General features: G+C 67.6%; 27 protein-coding genes. 14 read left to right on the top strand and 13 right to left on the bottom strand.

From position 1 onward, the window contains the following. From VXD91_RS01815 to VXD91_RS01825, 3 genes are all read left to right on the top strand, one after another. Nucleotides 1-1,032: PLP-dependent transferase (locus tag VXD91_RS01815; protein WP_346414483.1), on the top strand; the 1,032-nt coding region annotated here is incomplete at its 5' end. Next, on the top strand, nt 1,029-2,168 hold the full coding sequence (locus tag VXD91_RS01820) for a homoserine O-acetyltransferase (protein WP_346414484.1): 1,140 nt from the start codon (nt 1,029-1,031) through the stop codon (nt 2,166-2,168). The genes VXD91_RS01815 and VXD91_RS01820, both read left to right, overlap by 4 nt. Then, nucleotides 2,165-2,881, top strand: a complete 717-nt coding sequence (locus tag VXD91_RS01825; RefSeq protein WP_346414485.1) for a class I SAM-dependent methyltransferase — start codon at nt 2,165-2,167, stop codon at nt 2,879-2,881. Before VXD91_RS01820 ends, VXD91_RS01825 begins: the two co-directional genes overlap by 4 nt. On the opposite strand, the gene VXD91_RS01830 is transcribed toward VXD91_RS01825, so the two are convergent. After that, nucleotides 2,878-3,387, bottom strand: coding sequence for a helix-turn-helix domain-containing protein (locus tag VXD91_RS01830; protein ID WP_346414487.1), 510 nt, complete (start codon nt 3,385-3,387; stop codon nt 2,878-2,880). The genes VXD91_RS01825 and VXD91_RS01830 overlap by 4 nt on opposite strands. Before the next feature lie 81 nt (nt 3,388-3,468). Here VXD91_RS01830 and VXD91_RS01835 point away from each other — a divergent pair, with 81 nt between their 5' ends. Continuing rightward, nucleotides 3,469-3,888, top strand: coding sequence for a nuclear transport factor 2 family protein (locus VXD91_RS01835; protein WP_346414488.1), 420 nt, complete (start codon nt 3,469-3,471; stop codon nt 3,886-3,888). Here the strand turns inward: VXD91_RS01835 and VXD91_RS01840 are convergent. Together VXD91_RS01840 and VXD91_RS01845 are read right to left on the bottom strand one after the other, a co-directional pair. Then, nucleotides 3,878-5,404: an FAD-dependent monooxygenase gene (locus VXD91_RS01840; RefSeq protein ID WP_346414489.1), complete on the bottom strand. Its 1,527-nt coding sequence runs from the start codon at nt 5,402-5,404 to the stop codon at nt 3,878-3,880. The genes VXD91_RS01835 and VXD91_RS01840 overlap by 11 nt on opposite strands. 2 nt (nt 5,405-5,406) lie before the next feature. Next, nucleotides 5,407-6,042 carry a TetR family transcriptional regulator gene (locus VXD91_RS01845; protein WP_226519280.1) on the bottom strand — a complete coding sequence of 212 codons (636 nt, stop codon included), beginning with the start codon at nt 6,040-6,042 and terminating at the stop codon, nt 5,407-5,409. 121 nt (nt 6,043-6,163) lie between these two features. Here VXD91_RS01845 and VXD91_RS01850 point away from each other — a divergent pair, with 121 nt between their 5' ends. The 6 genes from VXD91_RS01850 (at nt 6,164) to VXD91_RS01875 (ending at nt 10,484) form a co-directional block, all read left to right on the top strand. After that, nucleotides 6,164-6,772, top strand: a complete 609-nt coding sequence (locus VXD91_RS01850) for a TetR/AcrR family transcriptional regulator (protein WP_293023042.1) — start codon at nt 6,164-6,166, stop codon at nt 6,770-6,772. A gap of 128 nt (nt 6,773-6,900) precedes the next feature. Continuing rightward, complete coding sequence (locus VXD91_RS01855; protein WP_293023045.1) at nt 6,901-8,424, top strand: VWA domain-containing protein; 1,524 nt, start codon at nt 6,901-6,903, stop codon at nt 8,422-8,424. Next, complete coding sequence (locus VXD91_RS01860) at nt 8,421-9,212, top strand: CbbQ/NirQ/NorQ/GpvN family protein (protein WP_293023048.1); 792 nt, start codon at nt 8,421-8,423, stop codon at nt 9,210-9,212. The genes VXD91_RS01855 and VXD91_RS01860 overlap by 4 nt, the downstream gene beginning before the upstream one ends. 37 nt (nt 9,213-9,249) lie before the next feature. Continuing rightward, nucleotides 9,250-9,378 carry a hypothetical protein gene (locus VXD91_RS01865; protein WP_256370088.1) on the top strand — a complete coding sequence of 43 codons (129 nt, stop codon included), beginning with the start codon at nt 9,250-9,252 and terminating at the stop codon, nt 9,376-9,378. Then, a complete protein-coding gene (locus VXD91_RS01870; protein ID WP_061004786.1) occupies nt 9,375-10,064 on the top strand; it encodes a hypothetical protein in 690 nt (229 codons plus the stop codon). Before VXD91_RS01865 ends, VXD91_RS01870 begins: the two co-directional genes overlap by 4 nt. A gap of 9 nt (nt 10,065-10,073) precedes the next feature. Beyond that, nucleotides 10,074-10,484: a hypothetical protein gene (locus VXD91_RS01875; RefSeq protein WP_293023054.1), complete on the top strand. Its 411-nt coding sequence runs from the start codon at nt 10,074-10,076 to the stop codon at nt 10,482-10,484. A gap of 69 nt (nt 10,485-10,553) precedes the next feature. On the opposite strand, the gene VXD91_RS01880 is transcribed toward VXD91_RS01875, so the two are convergent. Further along, the gene (locus tag VXD91_RS01880; RefSeq protein ID WP_226519285.1) at nt 10,554-10,928 is read right to left on the bottom strand and encodes a DoxX family protein; all 375 of its coding nucleotides are present in this window, start codon (nt 10,926-10,928) and stop codon (nt 10,554-10,556) included. 107 nt (nt 10,929-11,035) lie between these two features. Then, the gene (locus tag VXD91_RS01885) at nt 11,036-12,508 is read right to left on the bottom strand and encodes an amidase family protein (RefSeq protein ID WP_293023059.1); all 1,473 of its coding nucleotides are present in this window, start codon (nt 12,506-12,508) and stop codon (nt 11,036-11,038) included. 70 nt (nt 12,509-12,578) lie between these two features. On the opposite strand from VXD91_RS01885, the gene VXD91_RS01890 reads away from it, so the two are divergent. Then, nucleotides 12,579-13,610 carry an AraC family transcriptional regulator gene (locus VXD91_RS01890; RefSeq protein ID WP_293023062.1) on the top strand — a complete coding sequence of 344 codons (1,032 nt, stop codon included), beginning with the start codon at nt 12,579-12,581 and terminating at the stop codon, nt 13,608-13,610. A 25-nt stretch (nt 13,611-13,635) separates the two neighbouring features. On the opposite strand, the gene VXD91_RS01895 is transcribed toward VXD91_RS01890, so the two are convergent. Both VXD91_RS01895 and VXD91_RS01900 read right to left on the bottom strand, forming a co-directional pair. Then, nucleotides 13,636-13,929 (bottom strand): DUF3017 domain-containing protein, encoded by a 294-nt coding sequence (locus tag VXD91_RS01895; RefSeq protein ID WP_020104182.1) that lies wholly within the window; start codon nt 13,927-13,929, stop codon nt 13,636-13,638. Further along, nucleotides 13,926-14,777 (bottom strand): bifunctional methylenetetrahydrofolate dehydrogenase/methenyltetrahydrofolate cyclohydrolase, encoded by an 852-nt coding sequence (locus VXD91_RS01900; RefSeq protein WP_029105851.1) that lies wholly within the window; start codon nt 14,775-14,777, stop codon nt 13,926-13,928. Before VXD91_RS01900 ends, VXD91_RS01895 begins: the two co-directional genes overlap by 4 nt. A 70-nt stretch (nt 14,778-14,847) precedes the next feature. Between VXD91_RS01900 and VXD91_RS01905 the strand changes: the two genes are divergently transcribed. Next, nucleotides 14,848-16,038 carry an NADH:flavin oxidoreductase gene (locus VXD91_RS01905; protein WP_346414490.1) on the top strand — a complete coding sequence of 397 codons (1,191 nt, stop codon included), beginning with the start codon at nt 14,848-14,850 and terminating at the stop codon, nt 16,036-16,038. Nucleotides 16,039-16,087: 49 nt separating this feature from the next. Beyond that, nucleotides 16,088-18,784, top strand: coding sequence for an FHA domain-containing protein (locus VXD91_RS01910; RefSeq protein WP_226519289.1), 2,697 nt, complete (start codon nt 16,088-16,090; stop codon nt 18,782-18,784). A gap of 4 nt (nt 18,785-18,788) precedes the next feature. On the opposite strand, the gene VXD91_RS01915 is transcribed toward VXD91_RS01910, so the two are convergent. Next, nucleotides 18,789-19,829, bottom strand: a complete 1,041-nt coding sequence (locus tag VXD91_RS01915) for a DUF3060 domain-containing protein (protein ID WP_346414491.1) — start codon at nt 19,827-19,829, stop codon at nt 18,789-18,791. Nucleotides 19,830-20,139: 310 nt separating this feature from the next. Continuing rightward, on the bottom strand, nt 20,140-20,709 hold the full coding sequence (locus VXD91_RS01920; RefSeq protein WP_346414492.1) for a pentapeptide repeat-containing protein: 570 nt from the start codon (nt 20,707-20,709) through the stop codon (nt 20,140-20,142). A 20-nt stretch (nt 20,710-20,729) separates the two neighbouring features. On the opposite strand from VXD91_RS01920, the gene VXD91_RS01925 reads away from it, so the two are divergent. Then, the gene (locus tag VXD91_RS01925) at nt 20,730-21,530 is read left to right on the top strand and encodes a DUF1906 domain-containing protein (protein WP_061001425.1); all 801 of its coding nucleotides are present in this window, start codon (nt 20,730-20,732) and stop codon (nt 21,528-21,530) included. Here the strand turns inward: VXD91_RS01925 and VXD91_RS01930 are convergent. From VXD91_RS01930 to VXD91_RS01945, 4 genes are read right to left on the bottom strand one after another with little or no spacing between them, the layout of a single operon-like run. Further along, nucleotides 21,527-22,105 carry an ATP/GTP-binding protein gene (locus VXD91_RS01930; RefSeq protein ID WP_061001426.1) on the bottom strand — a complete coding sequence of 193 codons (579 nt, stop codon included), beginning with the start codon at nt 22,103-22,105 and terminating at the stop codon, nt 21,527-21,529. The two genes, VXD91_RS01925 and VXD91_RS01930, sit on opposite strands and share 4 nt — an antisense overlap. After that, on the bottom strand, nt 22,086-22,472 hold the full coding sequence (locus tag VXD91_RS01935; protein ID WP_061001427.1) for a DUF742 domain-containing protein: 387 nt from the start codon (nt 22,470-22,472) through the stop codon (nt 22,086-22,088). Before VXD91_RS01935 ends, VXD91_RS01930 begins: the two co-directional genes overlap by 20 nt. Nucleotides 22,473-22,481: 9 nt before the next feature. Continuing rightward, nucleotides 22,482-22,880, bottom strand: a complete 399-nt coding sequence (locus VXD91_RS01940; RefSeq protein ID WP_061001428.1) for a roadblock/LC7 domain-containing protein — start codon at nt 22,878-22,880, stop codon at nt 22,482-22,484. After that, a complete protein-coding gene (locus VXD91_RS01945) occupies nt 22,880-25,579 on the bottom strand; it encodes an ATP-binding protein (RefSeq protein WP_346414493.1) in 2,700 nt (899 codons plus the stop codon). Before VXD91_RS01945 ends, VXD91_RS01940 begins: the two co-directional genes overlap by 1 nt. Nucleotides 25,580-25,640 lie beyond the last annotated feature (61 nt).

Genomic DNA, 25,640 nt, shown 5'->3' on the forward strand with positions numbered 1-25,640 from the left:
AACATCGCCGGCACCGGCGACCACGTCGTGGCCTCGCCGCGGCTGTACGGCGGCACCTACAACCTGCTGCACTACACGCTGCCCAAGCTCGGCGTCGACGTCAGCTTCGTGGCGGACCCCGACGACCTCGACTCGTGGCGCGTCGCCGTCCGGCCGAACACCAAGGCGTTCTTCGCCGAGACCATCTCCAACCCGAAGATCGACATCCTGGACATCCCGGGTGTCTCGGGCGTCGCGCACGACAACGGCGTGCCGCTGATCGTCGACAACACCGTCGCAACCCCGTACCTGATCCAGCCGCTGGCCCACGGCGCCGACATCGTTGTGCACTCGGCCACCAAGTACCTGGGCGGGCACGGCTCGGCGATCGCCGGCGTCATCGTCGACGGTGGCACCTTCGACTGGACGGGCGGCAAGTTCCCGGGCTTCACCGAGCCCGACCCGAGCTACCACGGTGTGGTGTTCGCCGACCTGGGCGCACCGGCCTACGCGCTCAAGGCGCGCGTGCAGCTGCTGCGCGATCTGGGCAGCGCCGCCGCTCCCTTCAACTCATTCCTCATCGCGCAGGGATTGGAAACGCTGTCTCTGCGCGTTGAACGCCATGTGTCCAACGCGCAGAAGGTCGCCGAGTACCTCGAGGGCCGCCCGGACGTGCTCTCGGTGAACTACGCCGGCCTGCCGTCGTCCCCGTGGTACGAGCTGGGCCGCAAGCTGGCCCCCAAGGGCACCGGTGCGGTGCTGTCGTTCGAACTGACCGGCGGCGTCGAGGCCGGCAAGGCGTTCGTGAACGCGCTGACGCTGCACAGCCATGTCGCCAACATCGGTGATGTCCGGTCGCTGGTGATCCACCCCGCGTCGACGACGCACCAGCAGCTGACCGCCGAGGAGCAGCTGGCCTCGGGTGTCACCCCGGGCCTGGTGCGGCTGGCTGTCGGCATCGAGGGCATCGAAGACATCCTCGCCGACCTGGAGCAGGGCTTCGCTGCTGCTGGATCGGTGGGGGGTGCCGACCGAAAGGCGGCCTTGGTGTGACGATTATCGACGTGCCCGTGTCTGACATCTCCGCAGCGCCGCTGCTGCCTGCCGAAGGCGAGATCGGTGTGGTGAACATCGGCTCGCTGACGCTGGAGAGCGGCGTCGTGCTGCCCGACGTGTCCATCGCGGTGCAGCGCTGGGGTGAGCTGTCCCCTGCCGCCGACAATGTCGTGATGGTGCTGCACGCGCTGACCGGTGACTCCCATGTCACCGGGCCCGCCGGGCCGGACCATCCGACGGGCGGCTGGTGGGACGGCGTCGCCGGTCCGGGTGCCCCGATCGATACCGACCGCTGGTGCGCCATCGCCACCAACGTGCTCGGCGGCTGCCGTGGGTCGACGGGCCCCAGCTCGCTCGCTCCCGACGGAAAACCCTGGGGCTCAAGGTTTCCCGCCATCACCGTGCGCGACCAGGTGAACGCCGACCTGGCGGCCCTGGCCGCCCTCGGCATCACCCAGGTGGCCGCGGTCGTCGGTGGCTCGATGGGCGGCGCACGGGCGCTGGAATGGCTTGTGGGACACCCCGACACGGTGCGGGCCGGGCTGGTGCTGGCGGTCGGCGCGCGGGCCACCGCGGACCAGATCGGCACGCAGTGCGCGCAGGTCGCGGCCATCAAGGCCGACCCGAACTGGGCCGATGGCGATTACTACCTGACGGGTCTGACCCCGGACGACGGCATCCAGATCGCCCGCCGGTTCGCGCACCTGACGTACCGCGGCGAGAAGGAACTCGACGACCGGTTCCGCAACACCGCACAGAACCACGAAAAGAGTTCCAGCGACGGCCTTTACGCGGTCGAGAGCTACCTGGAGTACCAGGGCCGCAAGCTGGCCGCACGGTTCGACGCGGGCACCTACGTCGCGCTGACGGATGCGCTGAGCAGTCACGATGTCGGGCGCGGACGCGGTGGGGTCGCGGCGGCCCTGAGGTCCTGTCCGGTGCCGGTGATCGTCGGTGGCATCACCTCCGACCGGCTGTATCCCATTCGGCTGCAGGAGGAACTGGCCACGTTGTTGCCGGGCTGCCCGGGCCTCGAGGTCATCGAGTCCGACTACGGCCACGACGGTTTCCTGGTCGAGACCGACAAGGTTGGCCTGCTGATCCGCCAGACCCTGGACTTGGCGTCCCGGTGACGGGCGAACGCTCGCTGTCCTTCGGGGAGCAGGCCGCCGCGTACGAACGCGGACGGCCGTCCTACCCGCCGGAGTCCATCAACTGGCTGCTGTCCGCGGGGTCCGTCGACGTCCTCGATCTCGGCGCCGGTACCGGCAAGCTGACCGTCCGGCTGGCCGAGCGCGGTCTGGCGGTCACTGCCGTCGACCCGATCCCCGAGATGCTCGAGGTGCTCAGCGGGTCGTTGCCGTCGGTGCCTGCACTGCTCGGCACGGCCGAGGAAATCCCGTTGCCGGACAACAGTGTCGACGCGGTCCTGGTCGCGCAGGCCTGGCACTGGTTCGACCCGGAACGGGCTGCGGCCGAAGTGGCACGGGTGCTGCGACCGGGCGGCCGGCTGGGTCTGGTCTGGAACATCCGCGACGAGCGGCTGGGCTGGGTCAAGGAACTGAACCGCATCATCGGCTGCGAGCACGATCCGTCGGCCGACTCACTGTGCGGCGACTTCACCGACATCGAGACCCACCGCTTCGAGTGGACGAGTTACCTTACGCCGCAAGCGCTTCTGGACCTTGTCGCGTCCCGTAGCTACTGCATCACCTCGCCCGCCGACGTACGCCGCAAGGTGCTGGGCGAGGTGCGCGAGCTGCTGAGCACACATCCGGCACTGGCCAGCAGCACCGGATTGGCGTTGCCGTACGTCACACACTGCGTGCGGGCGACCCTGGCCTAGGCACCCGGTTCACCAGGAGTCAGAAATCCGCCGATGACCGCGGTGCCCGGGCCGACGCGTGCGCCGGGGCCGGGCACCGCGGTCGTCGTCAGCGCCCCGAGCTCCCCTCCACATTCGGCACAGACGGTCTTTGCCGTTGTGACACAGCCGCATTCGTCATGGACCAATTGCGCCGGCGGCCCGTCCTCACCGGCCGTCCACTTGTCACCCCACGCAAGCAGGGTCGCGATCACCGGGTACAGGTCGCGCCCCTTGTCGGTGAGCACGTACTCGAAACGAGGAGGCGCGCTCTGGTATTGGCGCCGTGCCACGATCGCGTGGCGCTCCAGATCGTCCAGACGCGCGGCCAGGACGTTCGACGCAATGCCGAGATCACGGCGGATGTCCTCGAACCGAGCCATTCCCGCGAAGAGGTCGCGCAGCACCAGGGCCGTCCACCGTGGGCCCACGATGTCGAGCGTCCGCGCGATCGAGCAGGAGATGTCACCGAAGGACTGTTTGGACACTGCACAAGCGTAGTCCATTGCTTTCTGCAATGGACTCTGTTTAAGTGGGTTGCAAATAGCAAGTGACGCTCAGGGGTCCTGATGACGACAAGTACAGATTCCGTCGCGACGTTCTGCGCGGCCACCCGCAGCGGTGACGTCGACCGGTTCATCGCCGCGCTGGCACCCGACGCCGAGCTGATCTCCCCGCTGTCCGGGCGCATGGTGTTCCGCGGCCGCGACGACCTGCGCGTCCTGCTGACCGCGGTCTACGCCGGGATGCGAAACCTGCAGTGGGAGAACGTCATCGGAGACGGACGCACGCGCGTCGCGGTGAGCCGCGGGCGCATCGCGGGACTCACCATCACCGACGCCCTGGTGTTCGAACTCGACGATGCGGGGTTGATCCGGCGGCTGCGCCCGCACCTGCGGCCGTGGCTCGCGGTGACGGTCTTCGCCCTACTGCTCGGCCCCAGGCTCGCCGCCCACCCCGGCGTCGCGCGCCGCGCGCTCAGTCGCTGATCTCGACCGGGCCGAACCAGCGCTCCAATGCTGCGCGCAGGTCACCGGCATCCGCCGCGGCGAAAGTGTCTGCCGCCCAAGCGACATAACCGTCGGGCCGGATCAGCATGGCGGCAGGCCCGTCCGCCATGGCGGCTTCCACCGTGTCGACGCGGCGATCCCACGGTGCGACGACCGCAGCCGCCGCACCACCGGACAGGTCGAGGACCACGCCCCGACCGCTGTGCAGCAGGTCGGTGAGCCGGCGCCCGTCGTCCAATTTCTCGTCCGGCACCATGAATCCGGTGAGTCGGTGGGTGGTGCCGCCCATTTCGTAGCGCACGTCCGCCCCCGCCAGTAGTCCGGCCATATGCGCGGTGGCGTCGGGCAGCTGGAAGAGTTCGCCGAGAAGCGTGCGCAAGGCGCGCACCTCGGGTCCGGGCGCAGTGAGCGCGATCTGGGCCAGTGAGTGCATCATGACGCGCTCACCGACCGGATAGCGCTCGGACTCATAGGTGTCGATCAACGCCTCGGGCGCCCAGCCATTGATGACCGCCGCCAGCTTCCAGCCCAGATTCAAGGTGTCCTGCAGACCGAGATTGAGCCCCGGACCACCCATCGCCGAATGCACATGTGCGGCATCACCGATCAGCAGAATGCGGCCGGACCGGTACGCGTCGGCCTGCCGGGTGTTCTGGCCGTCGATGCGGCGCATCGCGAACGGACCGGGCCCGGTCGGCAGGTCGAACGGCACGTCGACCCCGAGCACCCGCCGCAGGCTCTGCCTCAGCTCGTCGTAGGTCAACTCCCCCGGCGCGCCATCCGGCAGCGAACCGAACTCCAGCGTGCCCAGCATCGGCGGATCTCCGTGCGCCTCGAAGAAGATCACCATGCCGGTGTCATAGCGGTTGTGCCCGAACGGAACCCGCCCGAATCCGGGCACGTCGAGCGCGCCGTCCGCGGTGCGGAACTCATCGGCGATGTGCACATGCGCCAACCGGGCCACCGTCGGCGACGTGTGCCCGGGAAAGCCGATACCGGACTGCTTGCGGACGGTGCTACGACCGCCGTCGGCACCCACCAGCCAATCGGCTTGCAGTACATAGGGACCGTCGGGCGCGGCCACGTCGACGGTGACACCGTCGCGGCCGGCCGACAGGGCGGTCACGGCGTGTCCCCATCGCACCTCGACCCCGAGAGCCTGTGCCCGCTCGTACAGCAGCTGGACCAATCGGGGCTGCTTCATCAGCAGCGCCCGCATCGGATTGGCCTCGACACCAACAAAATTCAGCGGCAAGCCGGAGAACATCCAGCCATAGGCGGGCTGCGGCGCGTTGGGATCGCCGGTGAATGCCTGGTAGAGACCACGCATGTCGAGCTGCCGGATCACCTGTCCGACAAGGCCATTGGCCTTGGGCTCGTCGCCCGGCCGGGGCAGCGCGTCGAGCACGACCGGTTTGACGCCGGCGAGGGCGAGTTCGCAGGCCATCATCAGGCCATTGGGTCCGGCGCCGGAGATCACGACGTCAGCGGGCATGCTCACTCCTTCGTCCTGGTCGGTTCAGGCAGTCCCGCGATGACGGCATCGAAACCCGCACGCATCAGCTGCGTGATGGCCACCGGCGGATCGGCGTTGGCGTACGCCTCCATCGCGGTGTCCCCGATGGCGCGGACGACCGCCACCACCAGGCGCGGGTACATGTCGTCAGGGCCGAGGCCCGTTCGCTCGGCGATGGCCGCTACCCAGTCCTGGTAGAGGATCTGCGGCACCGCGTTACGAACCTCGGTTCGCATCAACAGTTTTCGGACTTCGACGAGTTCGCGGCGGTCCGGGATGAGATCGGCACCGGTGATGTCGACCATCTCTTCTTCCAGCGTGCCCGTCACGGCAACGATGATCGACGTCCACAGCGGTTCATCGACCGGCCGCGACCGGAACGTCGCGACACTGCGCTGCATCCGCTCGGCGATGCGATAAGCCAGCGCCTCGTACTTGCCGCTGAAGTAGTTGTTGAACGTCCGTAGGGACACTCCCGCCAGCGCCGCGATCTCCTCGCGCGTGACGGCGTCCAGCCCGCCGCGGTCGAACGCCAGTTGCAGCGCCGCATCACTGAGCGCCCGACGGGTGTCGAGCTTCTTTCGTTCGCGCAGACCAGTTTCAGCTGATTCGGGCATGCCGCCACCGTACAGATAATTTTGCACACTGGGCAACTTTGCCCAGCGGGCAATTTCCTGTGAATGTGACTGACTCAAGTCATTGACTCAGGTCAGTAAATCGAGTACAACTTGAGCCACCATGACCCGCGCCACCGCCAAACCGTCGCTGCGAGAAGCCAAACGGCTGGAAACCCGCCAGCGTGTCCTCGATGCCGCGATCACCGAGTTCAAGCGCGCGGGTATGGCAGATGCCGACGTCGGAGCCATCATCAGATCGGCCGGCGTCGCACACGGCACGTTCTACTTCCACTTCCCCACGAAAGAACACGTGCTGTTCGAGCTCGAACGCCAAGCCGAGGAGACCGCCGGCCGTGAGCTCGCCGCGTTCCTGCAGACCCCGCACACCCTCGAAGAGGCGCTGAACGAGGTGGTCCGGGTCATCGTGGCCGTCGAACAGCGGCTCGGCCGGCTGCTGTTCAAAGACGTTCTGGCCCTGCATTTTTCCTCGAACAGGCCACTGGACGACGAATGGACCGACCACCGGGTGATCGTGCTGGTGGTCCAGGAGATCGAACGGGCCCGCCAGGCCGGTGAGGCGGATGCGGATGTCGACGCGTTCCACAGCGCGGTCTACTTCCTGCTCAGCCTCTATGCCCTGCTGACCACGAGTCGCGGCGCGGACCAGATCCGCACCGCACTGCTGGACAACTTCGTCCACACCGCGCTGCGAGGAATCGCGGCCCGATAACCGGAGGAGACACCATGTGGCAGGAGATCGCCCGCCTCGCCATCGCGTGGGGCGCGATGGCCGCTCTCATCGCGTTCTGGTACTGGATGTTCTCGAACATCGGCACCTTCTGAGCCGCCGGTCCGCCAGTGTCCCAATCGATTACCGCCGCAGAGCTCGAACACGCCTGCGCGCTGACCGCGGTGGCGCTGTCGGAGCGTCGGCGGGCCGGGGCGCGGCTGATCTCCGGCGACCTGCGCCACTTCGGTTTGAGCGCGAGCCGTTCCGTCATCCACGTCCCCTACCCGGCACCCGCACCCGACTGGTCGCTGCGGACCTACACGTGTGGTGTTGCCCTGCAATGCGCGCCGTCGAAAGACCGCATCGCGCAGTACCCACTGCACGGGCTGACGGAGCGCGAACTCGCTGCGCTCCGCCTGATCGAGGGTGCAGTGGCACTGGGGTGGCTGGCGGGGCGTTGGCCCGGCCTGCTTCCCGAAGCGCGTCGGGTGCTGCCCGAACTGGAGCCGGCCGATCCGGACCTCTGTGCAACCGAAATCCTCGCCCGCACAGATACGTTGGCGCGCTCGCGGGAACGATTGCCGGACTATCCGGTGCTCGGCGCACTGCCGCTGAGCGCGGGCGCTACCCGTACCTTGGCGAGCGCGATCCGGCGCACCCTCGGCCGTATGCCGTGGTCCTCATCCCGCTCGGACACCCAACGGCTGATGTCGATCCCGGTCGGCGGCGAGGGTGGCGTGCGCAACGCCAACCTGCCGCCGGCCAGCCGGCCCGAGGACGACGACCTCGACATCCGGCCCGACCAACGCGCGGGAATTCCCTACCCTGAGTGGAATTCGTGGCGTGGCCAGTTCCTGCCCGATCACGTCGCGGTCCTGGAACGGCGACAGACCCGGCACGACCGCCGCGGTGGCGCGTCGCCCGACATCCGGCGCTGGTTCGACGAGCCGACCCACCGCACGATGGTCAACCGACTGGAGGACGGCAGCGACCTCGATGTCGACGCCTACGTCGCGGCCTATGCGGACGGGCGCGCCGGGTCACAGCAGGAGCCAAAGGTGTTCCGCGCCTTACTGCCAAGTGCGCGCGACACCGTCACCGCCGTACTGATGGACGGCAGCTCGTCGCTGGGTATCCATCAAGGCCGGGTGTTCGACCTCGAATTGGCTTGTGCCGACGCCCTTTCCCGCGCCATGACGGTGGCTCGGGAGCGCCACGGCATCTTCGTCTTCAGCGGAAACACCCGCCATCGCGTCGAGGTTCGATGCCTGAAAGAATTCAGCGACAACCACTTTGCGCTGCCCAGCAGGTCCGGCCTGATGACCGGTGGGTATACCCGACTCGGCGCGCCGATCCGGCACGTGACCAGCCGCCTCCTGACCCAGCCCGCGCAGCGTCGAGTTCTCATCGTGATCGGCGACGGACTCATCTCCGACGAAGGCTACGAAGGCCGGTACGCCTGGGCCGACGTCGCGCACGCCGTCGCTGAAGCCGACGAGGCGGGCGTCGGCGTCTACTACCTGGGCCTGGGGCCAGTCCGGGTGGATCCGTTGCCCGAAGTCTTCGGCTCACGTCGATCCCGGCGGATCCGCCACGTCGAGGAACTCCCCCGCGTTCTGGCGCACGTCCACCGAGAGTTGGTATCCGCATGACTGATTCGCCATACCTGCCGGCCGGCGACGAGGTGACCACGTTCAGTCAGGCGTATCAGCGTCGACTGCCGGTCATGCTCACCGGGCCGACGGGCTGCGGCAAGACGCGCTTCGTCGAGCACATGGGAAACCTGTTGGGGCGCCCCGTGGTCACCATCAGCTGTCATGACGACCTCACCAGTTCGGACCTGGTCGGCCGCTTCGTCGTCGCCGGCGGTGACGTGCTCTGGACCGACGGCCCACTGACCCGCGCCGTCAAAGATGGCGCCATCTGCTATCTCGACGAGGTGGTGGAGGCGCGCCATGACTCGCTGGCGATCCTGCATTCGCTGACCGACCACCGCCGCACCCTCTATCTGGACCGCGCCGGCGAAGTGGTGCCGGCACCCGATTCCTTCCTGCTCGTCTGCTCGTACAACCCGGCGTACCGGCATTCGCTCAAGGACCTCAAACCGTCGTTCCGGCAGCGCTTCGTCACCATCGCGATGAGCTATCTGCCACCTGACCGTGAGGCCGACGTCCTCGTCGGCGAAACCGGTATCGACATCGGCGCCGCATCGCGGCTCGTGCAGTGCGCCAACAGCATTCGCCAGGCCGACGACGCCTTCCATTTCGAGCCGCCGTCGACTCGAGTGCTGGTCTCGGCCGCGCACCTGGTCGCCGCGGGTGCCGACGAGATGTCGGCCGCCGAAGCCGCGGTACTGGCCCCGCTGAGCAGCGACGGCGCCATCAGCGAAGGCCTGCGGGAGATCGCAGCTGCGTGCCTGCAACCCGCGGGTATCCACTGACCACGAATGTCACAGTCAGAAAGGGAGTTTCACGGCCATGAATGAGCAGGACCGCAAACGCAAACGGGCGCTGATCGTCTTCCAGCTTTTCGCCTACGGCTGGCTACTGGCGATGTTCCTGATCCAGCTGCACATGTCGATTGTCCGCGGCTGGTGGTCGCTGTGAGTTCGACGACCATCCCCACGGTCGGTTACGACCAGCACCACGACGAATCCCGGCAAGCGCAACGGCAGGCCGACCGCTGGCTGATCACCGGCACACTGTTGATGGGGTCGATGTTCATCGGGTTCGTCGGGCTGCCGTTCTTCCTGCGCGGCGTCTGGCTGCAACGGCGCGCGCAGAAGGCCGGACTGTCGGTGCGGCCCATCATCGTGACGCTCATCGGCTATCTGGTGATCCTCGACGCCGCGCTCAACAGCATCGGGTGGTCACTGGATTTGTTGGCCAATCACACGCTGCTGAATCGCACCATCATCACGGCGTGGGGCAACATGTTCGACGCCGGATACTTCTGGCACTACAACGAACTGTGGATCGGCGGGGCCGGCGCACCGGGCGAAAAAGCCTGGGAGGTCGCGCTGATCCTGACAGTGTTCACCATGCGCATCGCGGCCGGAATCGCGTTCCTGCAGATGAAGCGGTGGGGGCACCAGTGGCTCATCATCACCTGCTGGTTCGGCATCGTCATCTGGATCGGTTACACGTTCAACATGACGATGTTCGCCGACATCCGTTATGCCGGTGTGGTTTTCCCCGTCGTCGGCTGGTGGCTGTACGACATCTTTTACATCACGCCGTTCCTGGCCATCCCGTATCTGCACACCGTCAATCGCGAAATCTTCAGCGACTAAAGGAATTCCATGACCATCACCGAAGCCGAATCGACGTCGTCGCTCCCTCTGGGCACCACGCCCGTCTACGCCAACATGCACAAGTGGCTCAAGCGCGGGCTCTTCATCTGCCTGTTCGGCCTCGTCATCGAGGGGTCGTTCACCATGCCGGCGCTGGCCGTCTGGTACGGCTGGCCGACGTTGTCGTTCAGAGAGATCTGCAGCGAGCTGATGAAGGTGCGCTACTCCGACGACACCGTGGAATGCCAGTTCCCCTACGACTTTTCAGGGGCGCCGTTCGGCGGGCCCGCCGAAGCGACCGGGCAGAAAACCGCCCAGGACACCTGGGGCGTGCAGCCGGTGCCGCACTACCACCGGCTCGGCTTCCGCGAACTGGTCAAGATCCACGAGGAGCGGCTCGCCCGCACCGGCGGTCACTGACCGGGATTTGTGCACGATTTTCCGCGCTGAGCGCGGAAAATCGTGCACAAATCGCTGGGGCGGTGGGGCTCAGAAGGCGTAGGCGCCGAACCGGCCCCAGGCGACGAACAGGGCGAGACCCAGCAGCACCACGTTGACGGCCACGTTGGGGTACTCCTTGCGGCGGCCGTGTACGACGATGGCGCCGACCATGACCACCGCGAGGCCGAGGGCGGCCAGCGGGGTGAGTACCGGGAGGATGTGCACCAGCGGCGGGACGATCAGGCCGATCGCGCCGGCCACTTCGGCCACGCCGATACCGCGGATGGCGTTCGGGTCCACGTCGGCGAGTCCACCGAGTCCCTGCGCAACCAGCTTCTCCTTGGGAAGGACCAGCTTCATGACGCCGCTTCCGACGAAGACGAATGCCAATACGCCGGCGACAATCCACAGTGCGGTGTTCATGATGTGCTCCTCGGGCTGAAGTTTCACGGTCGGAATGACTCGACCGAATTAAACGGACTTTAGTCCGATTCAATTCCCAGCGCGAGTGCGGGTTGAGCGCGTCGCCGCTAGATCGGCGCGACGCGGTCGGCCCAGGGCATCGCTTCCTCGAGTTGAGCGGCCAGTCGGATGAGGAGCGATTCACCTCCGAGCGGAGCCACGAACTGGACACCGAGCGGCAGCCCGTCGGCGGTCCAGTGCAGCGGCAACGAAATAGCCGGGCGGCCGGTCAGATTCGCCAATTGCGTATACGGAACCCAGCCCAGGTTCTTCTCCACCATGTCGTCGACGATCTTCGTGTATCGCAGGAAGGATGCGGTGCGGGTCTTGAGCAGCACGTCGACCGCGGGCCGCAGGGCGGCCGGCAGGTCGAACTCGCCGATCTTCGGGGGCGGCGTCGCCAGCGTCGGCGTCAGTAGCAGGTCGTAGGACTCGAAGAACGTGGTGAGCCGGCGGGCATGGTCGTGGCGCCGTTGCACAGCGGCCACGTAGTCGACACTGCTGGTCGCGCGCCCGAGCGCCGCCATGATCAGCGTCTCGCGCTCGAACGCATCGTCGCTCGCACCCGTCAGCCGCTTGGCATCGGCGACCTCCCAAGCCAAGAACACGAACCAGGTGAGCAGGAAGTCCCGCGCCAACTCACCGTCGTCGAACGGCGCCTGCGGCAATTCCTCCACGTGGTGGCCGAGCTCGGTCAGGGTGCGCACCGTCGCCTCCACCGCCGCGAACGCCTCAGGGTGCGGCGCCGGTGTGATCGCTGCGGGCACCCGGACGCCGATCCGCAGTTTCGCCGGGCGCTCACCCACAGCCGACGCGAACGGCGACGTCGGCATCCCCGGAACATAGGGTCCGCAGGGCTCGCCGCCACTGATGACGTCGAACATCGCGGCGGTGTCGCGCACCGTCCGCGAGACCACCCCCTGCACCGCTGCGCCGTGCATCATCTCGCCGCTGCCGGGACCGAAGGGCGTCAGCCCGCGTCCGGGCTTCAGCCCGACCAGTCCGCAGCAGGCCGCCGGGATGCGCGTTGATCCGCCACCGTCGTTGGCACCGGCGCAGGGCACGATTCCCGCGGCGACCGCGGCGGCCGAACCGCCCGACGAGCCGCCCGGCGTTCGCGTCAGATCCCACGGATTGCGCGCGGGTCCCCAGACCTCGGGTTCGGAAATGGCCTTCGCCCCGAACTCCGGCAGGTTGGTCTTGCCGAATATCACCAACCCGGCGTCGAGCCAGCGCTGCACGATCGTCGCGTGTTCCGTGGCCGGCAACGACTTCAATGAACGGGAGCCGTGTGAGCTCGGCAAGCCCACGTAGTCCTGTCCCAGGTCTTTGATCAGGAACGGCACACCGGCAAAGGGACCACTGAGCTCGTCCGACGGCTCCGCGGCGGGAATATCGCGCACGATGGCGTTGATCCTGGGGTTCACCGCCGCGGCCCGGTCCCGCGCCAGCGTCAGCAGTTCGGTGGCCGAGACCTCCTTGTCTGCGACCAGCTTCGCCAACCCGGTGGCGTCGTATCTGCGGTACTCATCGAAGTTCACGGTGTGATCTTCCGTCCGGCCGGGAAGCCGCTCTTGACATATCGAGACACGGATTTCGACACTGACGAACGTGGACGAGTCGATCAGAGCCGGCGTGCTGCAGGACTTCGCCCCGTTCATCCGCGAGCTCTCCGGCGACCCCGACCGGTTGTACCGGCAGAGCGGACTGGACCCGGATGCATTGCACGATGCCGAAACGATGGTCCCCCTCGACGCCGTCGCTCTCCTCCTCGAGAACGCCGCGCGGCAGCACCGGCTGCCCACGCTCGGCCTCCAGCTGGGCAGCCGTCAAGACCTGTCGATATTGGGCCTGCTCGCCGTGGTCGTGCAGAACAGCGACACGGTGTACGAGGCGACGGCCAACGCATCCCGATATCTGTTCTTTCACAGCCCCTGCTACGAATTGGTCATCGAGGACCCCAGCCCGCACCTGCCCGGCTGCATCACGGTGCGTTTCGACGTCCGACTCGAGCGCGCGGTCCCACAGCGGCAGTTGATCGACGCGTACCTGTCGTCGACATACCGGATGGCACAGAGTCTTTCGCCAATTCCACTGCGCCTGCATGGCGTATCCCTCCCCCACTCGCCGGTCGGAGAACGCAGTGCATACCGTTCCCATTTCGATGCGCCTGTCGCTTTCGAACAGCCCTACGCGGCAATACATTTGGAGCGCAATCTGCTGCACGCCCGGATCCAGTCCATCAAGCCGCACCTCCGCAGCCAGGCGATCGCGTACATCGCCACGCGTTATCCCGAAGCTGGACAAAGCCTTTCGGAACGCGTACAGCGCACACTGAAGAGCACCATCGGGGCCAACCGCGGCACCAAGGCGGAGATCGCCGACCTGCTCAACATGCATCCGCGGACGTTGCAGCGGCGACTGTCGGACGAGCACGCCACGTTCGAGGACATCCGGGCCGATGTCTACCGGTCGGCGACGCGCCGGCTGCTGCTCGAAACCGAGCTGCCACTGAGCCAAGTCGCGGCCGTCCTCGGCTACTCCGAACAGTCGTCCATGACGAGGTCGGTCAAGCGCTGGTTCGGGGTCACCCCGGCGCAGCTGCGCAAAGACGGCCCGGTCGCACTGCTCCCGACGGCGTGAAGCACTGGCCTCGGGTCAAAAAAAACTAGGCAGTACCCAACGGATTGATGGTCCATGCCACGTACAGCATGACGGCGCTGACCGACGCTGTTGTCGCGACGTCAATGATCCGGCTGCGAACCACGAGCAGGCCGGCACGGTCATCGGTCAGCAGCAGCCGCATGACCGCCGCGATCCCGACGCCGATCGCCATCACCAGCGCGCCGCGGCGCCAGTAGCCACCCACCACCAACGCGAACGCCACCACGAAGAACACGCCCACCGACAGGATCGGCCATTGGCCGGCGAAGACTTTGCGGGCGAATTCCTTTGCGGTCAAGACAGTTTCGCCTCTTCGGCCTCGACGACGTTGGCCAGCAGGAAGGCCCGGGTCAGCGGTCCGACGCCACCGGGGTTGGGCGACACGTGACCGGCGACCTCCCACACGTCGGGGTGGACGTCGCCGGCGAGCTTGCCGTCGACCCGACTGACACCCACGTCGACGACGGCCGCGCCCGGTTTGACCATGTCGGCGGTCAGCATGTGCGGCACGCCGACCGCCGCGATGATGATGTCGGCCTGCCGGGTCAGCGCCGGCAGATCACGAGTTCCGGTGTGGCACAACGTCACTGTCGCGTTCTCCGAACGCCGCGTGAGCAGCAGGCCCATCGGCCGGCCCACGGTGACGCCGCGGCCGATCACCACGACATGCGCACCGGCGATCGGCACCTCGAAACGGCGCAGCAGGTGCACGATGCCGCGCGGCGTGCACGGCAGCGGCGCGGGCTCGTTCAGCACCAACCGGCCCAGGTTGGTCGGGTGCAGCCCGTCGGCGTCCTTGTCGGGGTCGATGCGCTCCAGCGCGGCGTTCTCGTCGAGGTGCTTGGGCAGCGGCAGCTGCACGATGTAGCCCGTGCACTCCGGGTTGGCATTCAGCTCGTCGATGACGGCGTTGAGCTCGGCCTGGCTGATGTCGGCGGGCAGGTCCCGGCGGATCGAGTTGATGCCGACCTTGGCGCAGTCGGCGTGCTTGCCGCGCACGTAGGCGTGTGAGCCCGGGTCGTCGCCGACCAGCACCGTGCCCAGACCCGGCGTCCGCCCGGCAGCGGTCAAGGCCGCCACCCGTTTGGTCAGGTCCGTGAAGATCTCGTCGCGTGTGGCCTTGCCGTCCAGCGTGATTGCACCCACGACGAACATTGTGTCAGGCCCGCGGAAACCGCCGTTGACACCACCCAGGACGACGTGGTCAGCTGCGGAAGTGAACACCCAGCCCCATGTGTCCACTGACGTCTTCAGTGCAGCCAAGCTCGGTCCGATCACGTTGCGTAACCGGGTGATCAAGGCGGCGACGTTCGAGGCGGCGACCCCGGATGCGCTGGTCACCGACGATTTGATCCGGTATCACCGGTTACCGGCTGCCGGTGGGGTGGGGATGACGACGGTGGCTTATTGCGCGGTGTCCCCGGGTGGGCGCACTGATGGGTGGCAGTTGTGGATGCGCCCCGAGGCCCTCCCGGGGCTACACAAGTTGACTGAGGCGGTGCATGCTGAGGGGGCGGCGATCAGCGCGCAGATCGGGCACGCCGGCCCGGTCGCCAATCCCCGCACCAACAAGGCCCCCGCGTTGGCGCCGGTGCGGTTCTTCAACCCGTTGTCGATGCGGTTCGCCAAGAAAGCCACCCGCGCCGATATCGAGGCGGTGATGGCCGCGCACGCGAACGCCGCCCGGTTGGCGATCGAGGCCGGGTTCGACGCCGTGGAAGTCCACCTTGGCCACAACTACTTCGCGTCCTCGTTTCTGTCGCCGTTGATCAACAAGCGCCGCGACGAGTTCGGCGGCTCGCTGTATAACCGGGCCAAGGTGGCGCGCGGCACCGTGGCGGCGGTGCGCCAGGCCGTCGGGGATCAGATCGCGGTGATCGCGAAACTGACCATGAGCGATGGGGTGCGCGGCGGCATCGGCATGGATGAGTCGTTGCAGACCGCGCAGTGGCTGCAAGAAGACGGCAACCTGGATGCGTTGGAGCTGACCGCGGGCAGCTCGCTGGTCAATCCGATGTACCTGTTCCGTGGGGATGCCCCGGTCCGGGAGTTCGCGGCGAATTTCAGGCCGCCGCTGAGTTGGGGGATCCGGGCCAGTGGGCACCGGTTCTTCCGCCAGTACCCGTATCGGGAGGCGTTTTTGCTCGAGCAGGCCCGCCAGTTCCGGGCTGAGCTGTCGATGCCGTTGATCTTGTTGGGTGGGATCACCAACCGCCAGACCATGGATCTGGCGATGGCCGAGGGGTTCGAGTTCGTCGCGATGGGCCGGGCGCTGCTGGCCGAACCGGACCTGCTCAACCGGATCCAGGCCGACCGCACCGTGAAATCGGCATGCACACACTGCAATCTGTGCATGCCCACCATCTACACCCGAACCCACTGCGTGGTGACCGGCAAGCCGTACTGACCCGGCTGGTCCCCAGGAAAGTCCCCGGCAACGGATAGAGTTGCCTTCGATGACTGGACCAGCCGCACTGCCAGCGCTCACCGTTCGCCATGACGCCACCACGCGCACGTTCGCCCCGGGAAACGACGTCGTCGTCGGCCGCGATCTGCGCGCCGACTTCCGCGTCGCCCACCCGCTGATCTCGCGCGCGCACCTGATGCTGCGTTTCGATCACGGCCGCTGGGTCGCAGTCGACAACGGCAGCCTCAACGGCATGTACGTCAACGGGCAGCGTGTCCCGGCCGCCGATCTGCACAACGGCTCGGCGGTGAACATCGGTAACCCCGACGGACCGCTGCTGACCTTCGAGGTCGGCCAGCACCTGGGCCCGGCCGGCACGCCGCCGACGACGTCCATGCCCGTCACCCCGACGCCGTCAACCAACCACCGGCCCAGCGCGACGTGGCCCAGCCAGCAGCCGTACACCCCACCGTCGGCGGCGCAGCAGCGCTACCCGAGCGGCCCCCAGACCTTCAGCCCGTCGGGTCCGCAGCCGCAGTATCCGAGTGGACCGCAGCCGCAGTATGGCCAGCAGCAGCCACCGCGCTACCCGACCGGCCCCCAGCAGTACGCGCCGCCGTCTGCGCCGATGTCGCGGCCGGCACCGGCGCGGGTCGTTCCTGAAGAGTCGAGCTCGCCTGCCACGCAGTTCGGGCCGACCGCCGTCGCGCGGCCCAGCGAGAACAACCTCGGCACGACGATGCTCAAGATCCTGCGGCCCGGCCGCAACGCCGAGGTGCCGGCCGGAGCCATCAAGATCGGTCGCGGCACCGACAACGACATCGTCATCCCCGACGTCCTGGCATCGCGGCACCACGCGACGTTGGTGCCGTCCGCCGGTGGCGGCGCGCAGATCATCGACAACCGCAGCATCAACGGCACGTTCGTCAACGGCCAGCGGGTCGAAGAAGCGATGCTTCGCGACGGCGACACCGTCACCATCGGTAACGTCGACCTCGTCTACAGCGGCGGCACCTTGGCCCGGCGCACCGTCACCACCGCCGACACCCGCACCGGCGGCCTCGAGGTCCACGGCCTGACATGGACCATCGAGGGCAACAAGACCCTGCTGAACAACATCTCGCTGGACGCCCGCCCCGGCACGCTCACCGCGGTGATCGGCCCGTCCGGCGCCGGTAAGTCGACGTTCTCCAAGCAGGTCGCCGGCCTGACCCACCCGACCAGTGGCACCGTCACCTTCGAGGGCCACGACATCCACGCCGAGTACGCCTCGCTGCGATCCCGAATCGGCATGGTGCCGCAGGACGACGTGGTGCATGGTGATCTGACCGTCCGGCAGGCCCTGATGTACGCCGCTGAGCTGCGACTGCCGCCGGACACCACGAAGGAAGACCGCGAGCAGGTCGTCATGCAGGTGCTCGAAGAGCTCGAGATGACGAAGCATCTGGACACCCGCGTGGCGAAGCTGTCGGGCGGTCAGCGCAAGCGTGCTTCCGTGGCGCTCGAGCTGCTGACCGGGCCGTCGTTGCTGATCCTGGATGAGCCGACCTCGGGCCTGGACCCGGCGCTCGACCGTCAGGTGATGACGATGCTGCGCCAGCTGGCCGATGCCGGTCGTGTCGTTCTGGTGGTCACGCACTCGCTGACCTACCTCGACGTCTGCGACCAGGTGCTGCTGTTGGCGCCTGGCGGCATGACGGCATTCTGCGGCCCGCCGAGCCAGATCGGTCCGGAACTGGGCACCACCAACTGGGCCGACATCTTCTCGTCGGTTGCCGGCGATCCGGAGGCGGCCCACCAGAAATTCCTGCAGCGCTCCGGGCCGCCACCACCGCAGCCGGCCGCGGCAACACCGGCCGACCTGGGTGCGCCGGCGAAGACGTCGCTGCTGCGACAGTTCTCCACCATCGCGCGACGCCAGGTGAAGCTGATCCTGGCCGACCGGGCCTACACCGCCTTCCTGCTGTTCTTGCCGTTCATCATGGGTGTGCTGTCGCTGTCGGTGCCCGGCGGCGGCCCGAACAAATCCGGGGTGGGCTTCGGTAAACCACTCGCGGCCGGCCCACCTGATTTCGGCGCCGCGCCGAGCGAGCCGGGCCAGATCCTGGTGATGATGAACGTCGGCGCCATCTTCATGGGCACCGCGCTGACCATTCGCGCGCTGATCGGTGAGCGGGCGATCTTCCGTCGGGAACAGGCCGTCGGCCTCTCGACCACCGCGTACCTGGCGGCCAAGGTCGCGGTGTTCACTGCCTTCGCCATCGTCCAGTCCTCGATCGTCGTGGCCATCACGATCATCGGAAAAGGCTGGGGCGCGGGGTCGGTCACCAATGGTTCGGTGATACCCAGCCGCAGCCTCGAGATGTTCGTCGACATCTCGATGACGTGTGTGGCCGCGGCCATGACGGGTCTGGCGTTGTCGGGACTGGCCAAATCCGCCGAGCAGATCATGCCGCTGCTCGTCGTGGCCGTGATGAGCCAGTTGGTGTTCTCGGGCGGCTTGATTCCGGTCACCGGCCGCGTGGTGCTCGATCAGCTGTCCTGGCTCACCCCGGCGCGGTGGGGTTTCGCGTCGTCGGCCTCGACCATCGATCTGACCAGGTTGGTGCCCGAGCCGGTGCTGCCCAATGACAAGTTCTGGCATCACACCACCGGCGCGTGGTGGACCGACATCGGCGCCCTGCTGCTGCTCTCGGCCGTCTATCTCGGCTTCGTGCGCTGGCGGATCCGCCTCAAAGCGGACTGACGTCCTACGGCGTGTAGACGACGACGGTTTCGTTGGGCCCGGCCACCGCGTCACTGCCGGCGCCTAGGGCGCTGGCGCTACTGTTGGGGCCCTCGGCCGTGGCGGTGTTGAAATACGCGGGGCCGGCGAAAGCAGTGCTGTTGTCGCCGTCGACAATTGCCACATCGTGGGAACCGAAGGCGATCGCGGTGCTGTTGTCGCCGTCGACGTGGACCACGTTGACATCGCCGTGGCCGGCTTGCCCGACGTTGTTGTTTCCGTCGATCACCACATAATTTGACTTGTCACCACTAAAGCCCGCCGTGGCCTGGTTGCTGTCACCGTGGATGTCAACGCCGCTGGCCTTGCCCTGGACAGTGGCCACGTTGTTGTCACCGACGATGGTGCTTTCGCTGGGGTTGTCACCGAAGACAGGGCTGGAGATGCCGGAGCTGTTCACGGTCAGCGTATTGCTGTCGCCCTCCACCACGGTGTTGTTGAGGCTGCCGAACACCACAACGTCGTTGTTGTCACCTGTCACATCGGCCGACGCCACGTGGTCGGAGTCGGCGTACTGGCTGCCGTGGACCGCGACTGTGTTGTCCGACCCATCCACCTGTACAGCCGACTGGCCGTAGGCCGACACCGTGTTGCCATCCCCAAAGGCCCCGGCGTGAGAGTTGGCGCCCGAAGCGGTCGCCGTGTTGTTGGCCCCATTCACAATTGCGACACTGTGCTCGCCAGACGCAGTGGCAGTGTTGTTGACCCCGATCGTGGAGGCGAAGCTCTCCTCGCCTGAAGCGATAGCTGTGTTGCCGGAACCGGCGGCGACCGCGACGCTGCCGTCGCCGCTGGCAATCGCCTTGTTGGGCTTGCTCGCGCAATCACACCGTCCCGCATCGGCGATGGCCGTGGACACCACGCCCCTGGCGATCGCCCTCGAACCGCCCGATGCAAGCGCTGACGAATCGACACCGCGCGCGATGGCCACCGACCCTTTTCCGTCGGAAATCGCTGTAGCCGTGCCCTTTTCGACGCGCACCACGCCGTTGGTCGCGACAGCCATGTTCTGGCCCGGCGGAGCATGTTTCGGCGAATCCGACGTCGGTGACGCACCGTCTGACGACGAAGACGACGGTTTGGCTGCCGCGACGCCGGGCGCTGCCAGCAGTCCTACCCCGATACCCAACGCGGCCGCCAACGCGCCGACCCGTCCGATACAGCTCGCATTCCCCATCACTCACTCCTCGCCTGCCGCGCAACTTCCGACGGTTGCCCTGGGCCGAAAGATAAGTCCTGCGAACGCGAGTTCCTGGAGTAGTGCCATACCCCAGTTGTCGAGTACAGCTACCTAACCGGCGTCGAAGCCGCCACGGTCAGGACGACAAATCCAAACCGTGGGCCACGGCGTAGGCGATGGCCTGGTCGACGTCGATGCGGGCGCCCCGCAACCCGGCGGTGGTCCAGAACGTCGCATCGGTGCGGGCTGCGCGCAGGTCCGCCTGCTCGAACTTCGCGTTCTGCACTCGTGCGCCCCGTAGATCGGCGGCACGCAGCACGGCCTTGCGCAGGTCGGTGCCGACCAGCGAGGCCTCGGACAACCGGCAGTCGGTCAGGTCCACCGCGCGCAGATCGCAGCCGGCCAGCACCGCGAGCCGCAGGTCGACCTCGATCATGGTGATGGGCCGCATCGAGCACTCGGTGAACGTCGACCCCAGCAAGGTGCAGTGCCGGAACGTGCTGTGCGCCAGCCGTGTCCGCCGGAAGGTGCAGTTGCGGAACGCCGAGCCCGAATGCTCGGATTCGGTGAGGTCGACGCCGCTGAAGTCGCAGTCGGTGAAGACGACCCGCTCGGAGCGCAGCCGGCTCAGGTCCCCGTCGTATTCGTCGCGAAAGACGACTCCGGTGAATTCCGTGTCTTGCCAGTGCTCGTCGGGAACCGTCACGTGTTCGTACGATAGCCCCCATGGCAGACATGGCACGCCCCGCTGACCGCCTGTCGAGACGTGGTTTCCTCACGCTGACCGCAGCCGGACTGACCGCGTCACTGAGCACGCCGATTGCCTTGGCCGACAACGGCAAACCCGTCGGCTCCGCCGGCAACGGCAAACTGATCGACTTCACACATCTCCAGGTTCCCGTCGACCAGGTGGTCGCCGCCGGCTACACCGGCGTCATCGTCTACGTCTCGGAACTACGGCCGGGCGCCACCTTCGACTTCAAGCCCGTCAGCCGCGGCTACACCGATGCCCTGCGGGCCGCGGGCCTGCAGGTGGTGAGCGTCTACCAGTACGGCAAGCCGGGCTGGGTCAACAGCCCGTCGGACTACACCCGCGGCTTCGACGGCGGCGTGGCCGACGCCCGCACCGCGCTGCGCCTGCATGGGGCAGCCGGTGGCCCCGACACCGCGCCGATCTTCTTCAGCGTCGACGAGGACATCTCCGCCGACACGTGGAAAAACGTTGCGCTGCAATGGTTCAAGGGCATCAATTCGGTGCTCGGGGTGCAGCGCACCGGCATCTACGGCGGCGCCCGTCAGGTCACCTGGGCGGCCGACGACGGTGTCATCGGCCGCTCCTCCACGCCCGGACATCGGTGGGCCTGGCAGACGCGAGCCTGGTCCGGCGGGGCCCGCGCGCCGATGGCGGTGCTGTATCAGGCGACGGTGGTGACGGCGTCCGATCCGGGCACCATGATCGGCGACATCCACGTCGACGAGGACGACATCCTGGCCGCGGACTACGGCCAGTGGGACCTGGCCCGTTAGGCCGGGGCGCCCAGCCGCGTCAGCGCGTATTCGGTGACGGTGATGAGCGCGTCGCGCGCCGACTGCCGCTGCCGCGCGTCGACGGTGACGACCGGGATGTGGTCGGCCAATGCCAGCGCCTTACGGACCGCATGACCGGGATGCCTTGGTGCGCCGTCGAATTCGTTGACGGCGATGATGAACGGCAGACCGCGCGCCTCGAAGAAGTCGACGGCGGCGAAGCTGTCCTGCAGCCGCCGGACGTCGACCAGGATGATTGCGCCGATGGCGCCGCGCACCAGGTCGTCCCACATGAACCAGAACCGGCGCTGCCCCGGTGTGCCGAACAGGTAGAGCACCAGGTCGTCCGCCAGGGTGATGCGGCCGAAGTCCATGGCCACCGTGGTGGTGTTCTTGTCGGGGGTGCCGGCGAGGGCGTCGACGCCGACCGAGGCGTTGGTGACGATGGCCTCGGTGCGCAGCGGCATGATCTCGGAGACCGCGCCGACGAACGTCGTCTTACCGGCACCGAACCCACCCGAGATGACAATCTTCGTCGACGCGGGGGCGTGCCGATCAGAGTGCCCGTAGGCCACGCAGTGTCCTCCCGATCAAGTCACGCCGGTCGTCGATGCTCGCCGTGGTGCCGAGCGTGGCGTGTACTTGAAGATAACCCTGCGTGACGAGGTCGCCGATCAGCACACGCGCAACACCGAGTGGTATTGCTAACTTTGCCGCGACCTCGGCCACCGAGGGCCGGGTGGAACCGAGTTTGAGAATCTCGCCGCGCACGTCGTTGCCGGGCCAGTACGACGCCGGGGCGGCCGCCAGCGGGTAGATCGGCGCTTCCATGGGCAGCTCGATCTCGGTGGTGGTCCGGCCCGCGGTCAGCGTGTAGGGCCGCACCAGGCTGGGCTGCTCCGCGGTGAACGCGGACTCCCAGGCGTCAGATGTCGGCTCCATGGTTGTCCCCTATCGGGTCCTGCGGGCGGATTGCACGACGGTCCCGACGCGTTCGACGAGAATCGCCATCTCGTAGCCGATCTGGCCGATGTCGCACGACCGGGTCGCCAGCGTCGCGAGGTTCGAACCGTCGCCGACGCGCATCAGCAGCAGGTAGCCGTGCTCCATCTCGACCACGGACTGCAGCACGTGCCCGCCGTCGAACAGCTGCGAGGCGCCGGTGGCCAGACTGGCCAGCCCGGAGGCGACGGCGGCGAGCTGGTCGGCCCGCTCGGTGGGCATCCGCGAACTCGCGGCCATCAGCAGTCCGTCGGCCGACACCAGGATGGCGTGCGCCACGCCGGACACCTCGTCGGCGAATTTCGTGACCAGCCAGTCCAGCGACTCGCGCTGGGTCGTGCGCGTCATCACCGGCCTCCCGTGTCCCGGGACTGCGACCGACCGGCGTGCACGCCGCCGAAGTGTCCGCTGATGCTGGCCCGTACCGCGGCGGGATCCCGCCGCGGTACGCCCTCGTCGGTGGCTTCGGGGTGGACGCCCTCGTCGGGCGAACCGGGGATCAGCCGCGCACCGGGCTGACGGACCGGCAGGCCCGCCTCGGTGTGCTCGACGACCGGCGCGTCCTGCGCGGCGGCCGCCGCCGACCACCCCTGGTCCCACACCGTCTGCCAGTCGAGGTCGGTGCTGTTCGCCAACTGCGTGGGATCGTCGATCAGCCATTCCGAGAGCATCTTCTGGTAGATGGCGTCCTCACTTCCGGCGGTGGTGCTCGGCTGGGGCGTCGGGGCAGGGCGGACCGGCTGCGCGGGCTGGGCAGCGGGGCGGACCGGCTCGGGCGCCGGACGCACCGGCTCGGGCGTCGCGTTCGGAGTCTGGGCCCGGGCCGCGAAGAACGACGACGTGTCGGTCGGCGCTTGTGCGGGTCGCTCGACGGGCGACTCGGTGCGGCCGGCGATGCCGCTGGCGCCCGGGTTGCGCTGCGGCAGGTTGACGCCGCTGAGGTCGCCCGCGTCGGCGGGGCCGGAACCGTAGCCGTTGCGCGGCTGGGGCGCCACGAACGCCGGTTCCACCGATGGCGCGGGCGGCGCCGGGGGCTGAGCGACGGGCTGGGCCACGGCGCCGAACGTCGCGAACCCGCCGGTGTCGGGGCCGAGGCCCGGCAGTTCCGTCACGCCGGTCTCCGCCGTCGACGAACCGTCCCAGTAGGTGCCGAAGTCCGGGATGGCGGGCAGCCCGGCCTGCAGTTCGACGGGGACGTAGATGCCGGCGGTGGTGCCCGATTCGGGGTCCCCCTCGACGGTGTCGCGCAGCCGGACGACGAGGCCGTGCTGCGTGGCCAGCCGGCCGACCACGAACAGGCCCATGTGCCGAGCGGTGTATGTGTTGACCTCGCCGCCGGAGCGCAGCCGGCTGTTGGCCATGCGCAGATCGGCTTCGGTCATGCCCAGGCCGCCGTCGCTGACCTCGATCACCAGGGCACCGTTGGGCGCGTGCACCGCGGAGACCTGCACCTCCGACGTCGGCGGCGAGTACCGCAGCGCGTTGTCGAGCAGCTCGGCCATCATGTGCACCAGATCGCCTGCGACCGAACCGTGGATCTCGGTGTCGGGGGCGGCGACGATGGCCACTCGCTTGTAGTCCTCGACCTCGGACGCCGCGGCATTGATCACCGCGGTCACCGGCACCGGCTCGCCCTGTTCGTGCGGCACGTTGGTGCCGGCCAGCACCAGCAGGTTGGCGCCGTTGCGCCGCATCCGCGCGGCCAGATGGTCCAGCCGGAACAGCTTGGCCAGCCGCTGCGGGTCCTGTTCGTCACGCTCCAACTGATCGATGACGGTCAGCTGCTGGTCGATCAACGACCGGCTGCGCCGTGACAGCGTCTCGAACATGTCGCTGACCTGAAGCTGGAGCCGGGCCTGCTCACCGGCGAGCAGCACGGCCTGTTCGTGCAGCTCGTCGACCGCGTGCGCAACCTGCCCGATCTCCTCGGTGCTCTGCACCGGCAGCGGGCGGACGGTGACGTCGGCGCCGGACCGGACCTCGTCGAGCTCACGGACCAGGTCTTCGTGCGCGACTTTGAGGGCGCTGGTACGCAGTCGCCGCAGCGGCCGGATCAGCGTCCGCGCCATGTACAACACGATGAGCAGGGCCAGCACCATCACGGCGCCGACGATGGCCGAATCGCGGATGGCTTCGGTGCGCTTGGCGGTGGCCTGATCGTCGACCGCCGAGACGACGGTCGCGGACACGCTGTCGAGCACCTTGCCGGCGATGCCGCTGGTGGTCTGGATCGACTGGCTCAGGTCGGGATTGTTGACGAGCGGCACATTGGGGTCGGACATCATCGACATCCGCTTGACCATCTCCTGGGCCAGCTTCTGCGCTTCGGGCGAGCCGACACCCAGGACTTCACTCATGCCGAACAACGTCGACGGCTCGGTGCCGGCCAAGGTCGTCATCGAGCTGCGCAGTTCGTTGTCCGGCAGTTCGCCGCCGAGGGTGACGAGCAGCTGCTGCATCATCATCTGACCGCGGGCGCCGACGGCCCGGCTCAGGCCCTGCGTCTGGGCGCGGATCTTCTCGTCGTCGATGCGTACCGAACCGGTGATCGTGTCCTCGGCGGTCAGCAGGAGCGGCGCGTACGACGTCACGCGCTCGCGCAGTCCGATGCTGTTGGCCGCGACCTTGTTGAGCAGCCCCTGGCCACCGTCGAGCAGGGTTTTGACGCCGGTTCCGACGTCGGTGGCGACGTCGGTCTCCGTCAGCCGGTGCTGCAGCCGCCGTTTGCTCTCGTCGTAGGCGCTGAGCGCCTGTTGCGCGTCGCCGCCGGTGGACGTGGCCAGTATCGCGGCGTCGAACGTCGCCATGTAGTTCTCGATGGCCGGCACCATTTCGGCGCGGTCCGCTGCGCGGCGCAAATCCGCGGCGTCCGTCCAGCCCGAATAGATGCGCATTCCGCCGAACGTGCCGGCCAGCGCCAAAGGCACAAAGGCGATGGCGAAAACTTTCCAGGCGACCGGCCAATTCGACGGCGCGAAGCGCGACGGGCGTTTCGCGGGCGCGCGGGTGACCTGATCAGCTGCCGAAAACTGTTGCGCAGCAGTCATCGCGGCTCGGCTTTCCCGCCGGCCATCGGTCCGCAAACAGTTACAGGCGCTTGGTTCATAT

Source organism: Mycobacterium sp. SM3041, from assembly GCF_039668335.1.
GTDB lineage: Bacteria > Actinomycetota > Actinomycetes > Mycobacteriales > Mycobacteriaceae > Mycobacterium.

Excerpts from the sequence above, each read along its gene's own strand:
- VXD91_RS01840 (WP_346414489.1), bottom strand. The coding sequence starts at position 5,404 with ATGCCCGCTGACGTCGTGATCTCCGGCGCCGGACCCAATGGCCTGATG.
- VXD91_RS01845 (WP_226519280.1), bottom strand. The coding sequence starts at position 6,042 with ATGCCCGAATCAGCTGAAACTGGTCTGCGCGAACGAAAGAAGCTCGAC.
- VXD91_RS01835 (WP_346414488.1), top strand. The coding sequence starts at position 3,469 with ATGACGACAAGTACAGATTCCGTCGCGACGTTCTGCGCGGCCACCCGC.
- VXD91_RS01910 (WP_226519289.1), top strand. The coding sequence starts at position 16,088 with ATGACTGGACCAGCCGCACTGCCAGCGCTCACCGTTCGCCATGACGCC.
- VXD91_RS01945 (WP_346414493.1), bottom strand. The coding sequence starts at position 25,579 with ATGACTGCTGCGCAACAGTTTTCGGCAGCTGATCAGGTCACCCGCGCG.
- VXD91_RS01865 (WP_256370088.1), top strand. The coding sequence starts at position 9,250 with ATGAATGAGCAGGACCGCAAACGCAAACGGGCGCTGATCGTCTTCCAG.
- VXD91_RS01940 (WP_061001428.1), bottom strand. The coding sequence starts at position 22,880 with ATGACGCGCACGACCCAGCGCGAGTCGCTGGACTGGCTGGTCACGAAA.
- VXD91_RS01925 (WP_061001425.1), top strand. The coding sequence starts at position 20,730 with ATGGCAGACATGGCACGCCCCGCTGACCGCCTGTCGAGACGTGGTTTC.
- VXD91_RS01915 (WP_346414491.1), bottom strand. The coding sequence starts at position 19,829 with ATGGCTGTCGCGACCAACGGCGTGGTGCGCGTCGAAAAGGGCACGGCT.
- VXD91_RS01880 (WP_226519285.1), bottom strand. The coding sequence starts at position 10,928 with ATGAACACCGCACTGTGGATTGTCGCCGGCGTATTGGCATTCGTCTTC.
- VXD91_RS01875 (WP_293023054.1), top strand. The coding sequence starts at position 10,074 with ATGACCATCACCGAAGCCGAATCGACGTCGTCGCTCCCTCTGGGCACC.
- VXD91_RS01860 (WP_293023048.1), top strand. The coding sequence starts at position 8,421 with ATGACTGATTCGCCATACCTGCCGGCCGGCGACGAGGTGACCACGTTC.
- VXD91_RS01850 (WP_293023042.1), top strand. The coding sequence starts at position 6,164 with ATGACCCGCGCCACCGCCAAACCGTCGCTGCGAGAAGCCAAACGGCTG.
- VXD91_RS01935 (WP_061001427.1), bottom strand. The coding sequence starts at position 22,472 with ATGGAGCCGACATCTGACGCCTGGGAGTCCGCGTTCACCGCGGAGCAG.